At 40.2% G+C, this 2,365-nt stretch carries 3 protein-coding genes; all 3 read left to right on the top strand.

Translation table 11 applies throughout. The features are described from left to right. The coding region (locus PSHG_RS27000; RefSeq protein WP_010271888.1) for an NUDIX domain-containing protein at window positions 1–317 on the top strand (317 nt) is incomplete at its 5' end. A gap of 800 nt (window positions 318–1,117) precedes the next feature. Beyond that, window positions 1,118–1,342, top strand: coding sequence for a hypothetical protein (locus tag PSHG_RS08585; protein WP_010271887.1), 225 nt, complete (start codon window positions 1,118–1,120; stop codon window positions 1,340–1,342). Then, window positions 1,326–1,595 (top strand): type II toxin-antitoxin system RelE family toxin, encoded by a 270-nt coding sequence (locus PSHG_RS08580; RefSeq protein WP_010271884.1) that lies wholly within the window; start codon window positions 1,326–1,328, stop codon window positions 1,593–1,595. The genes PSHG_RS08585 and PSHG_RS08580 overlap by 17 nt, the downstream gene beginning before the upstream one ends. Window positions 1,596–2,365: the final 770 nt, after the last annotated feature.

Here is a 2,365-nt window from a genome sequence, read left to right as displayed (position 1 = left end):
ACCACCGAGAAATTCGAGAAGAAGTTGGATCGAGCATTAAAAACGCAAAATTGATATTTGTAAGAGAATATATAGGAAAGAATCATGAGAATTCGGAAAGAGACAAAAGAATACATATTGTTAATCATATTTTCGCATGTGAAATCGAAGAAGAAGATAAATATGAATTAGAACCAGATCCTGATCAAGTCGGAATTGAATGGCTTAAAGTCGAAGAACTTGAAAAATATAATTTTTATCCAAAAGACCTGATTAAAGAACTTAAATTATTTGATCCAGATACAAGAACTAATAGCTATATTGGAGATATGAATTAATAACCTGAAGAACAATTTTCAAGTACCTCGAAGAAGGCGGCAACATCTCATAACACCATATTCACGCTGCGTCGTTGACGCTCCTTGGTCCGGACCGAAGTAGGAAGAAGAGTATTCAAGAAGAAAATTCAGTAGCAGAGAAGCATAATCAGCCGGACAACCACTGCGAGCCTAAGTCTGTCGACCCGTTCCCGTTGGTCACTTAAGGCTCTCGGGTTCGTGAATACATTTACGTTATCTGAAACATCCATCCGAAAGAATGAATAAACAGTCAAGAGCTAATTTGTAAGCCAATCGAGGAATTCAGCGAGGAAGCAATCAGTAAAGGCAAATTTGAAAACGAATCAGGGAAGTTAGCGAGGAAACAATCAGAAGGCAAATTTGAAAGCCAATCAGGAAAGTTAGCGAGGAAACATTCAGCAGAGACAATTTGCAAGCGAATCAGAGAAGTAAGCGAGGAAACATTCAGCAAAGACAAATTTGAAAGCGAATCGAAGACGTTAGAATGGAAACACACCAAAGGCATTTTTTTAAGTAACTCAATGAAGCCAGATGCATCAGATAACACCGTATTCCCGCTGCGGGGCTGACGCCCCTTGGTTGGTAGATGTATAATCATGGAAGAAGCTCAGCCAACACACGACCCAGCCTAAGATAAGAGCTATCTAAGGCTGGGTCGCGTCGTGAATACGTAAGACGTTATCTGAAATAGGCACATAAATGAAAAACATAACTACGGTGCGACTAGTTGGATATACGGTATTGTTAGGATATAATAAAATTCAAAGGAGGCGTTATACATGAGCATTCCTAATGATGAACTGGATAAAATTATAAGAAGATTGAATGATGACAATAAAATTGTAGCCAAAAGCTTCTTGACATGGCTATTAGAAAAACAGGCTGACAATGATGACGAGTACTTATCCTCTGACGATATACAAGCATTAATTCACGCAAGAAGAGAGTTTGATGCCGGCGAAACGACTTCAATGGAGGACTTGAAGCGTGAGCTTGATATTTAATGTTGAATTTTCAAATGAAGCTAAGAAGTATTTGAAACGCCAGGATAAGGAAACGGTCGTTAGAATATTTAATGCAATTGAATTGATTCGAGTTAATCCTTCAAATCATCCGAATGTAAAGAAAATGAAGGGGTATGAAGGAGAAATTTATCGTCTCCGAGTAGGAGGCCTTCGGATTTTGTTTGAACTTTTAAATGATAAAATTGTCATCTTTATTTTCAAGATCGGGCCGCGAGGCGACGTATATAAATAACTATCAAGAGATACCTGGGGATGATGTAGCCAGGTATTTTTATTTTTTAAAGATATTTGTGTGGGTAATCCAAGGAAGGTGCCTACTTCAGATAACACCGTATTCACGCATCGAGCCTATCGGCCCTCGGTCCGTAGAAGTGATTTTCAATGAAGCTTGTGCTGCGGACAACCCCTGACGGGGTTCGTGAATACTGAGAACGTTAACTGAAATCAGCTAGTAATTTAAAGGGCATAATTTTGCAAGCAAACTCGAAGAAGCAGGATAGTAAAAGCGTAATTTAGAGGGCAGCTCGAAGAAGGAAAATCGGTAAAACGTAATGGTAGAGAGCAGCGCGAGGAAGAGAATGGTAAGCGTAATGGTAGAGAGCAGTTCGAAGAAGTGAGCGTAATGTTAGAAAGTAGCTCGAAGTAGCAGGATGGGAAAAGCGTAATTTTGGAGAGTAGCTCGAAGAAGCAGAAGGGGAAAACATGATTTTGGAGAGTAGCTCGAGAGTAGAATTGGAAAAAGCGTATTGTTAGAGAGCAGCTCAAGAAGGAGAATTGGACAAAGCGTAATGTAAAGAAGGCTACTTCGAAGAAGTGAAATGGGAAAACCATAATTTTAGAAAGCGAATCCGAAGAAGAGCCGACATCAGTTAACACTGCATTCCCGCTGCGGGGCTGACGCCCCTTGGTTGTTAGATGTATAATCATGGAAGAAGCTCAGCCAACACACGACCCAGCCTAAGATAAGAGCTATCTAAGGCTGGGTCGCGTCGTGAATACATG

Source organism: Paenibacillus senegalensis JC66, assembly GCF_000285515.1.
In the GTDB taxonomy this organism is placed as follows: Bacteria; Bacillota; Bacilli; order Paenibacillales; family NBRC-103111; genus Paenibacillus_L; species Paenibacillus_L senegalensis.
This window is presented reverse-complemented; position numbering and strand designations above follow the sequence as displayed.

What these genes read in the sequence shown, in the direction of transcription:
- PSHG_RS08585 (WP_010271887.1), top strand. Translation starts at nt 1,118, where the DNA reads ATGAGCATTCCTAATGATGAACTGGATAAAATTATAAGAAGATTGAAT.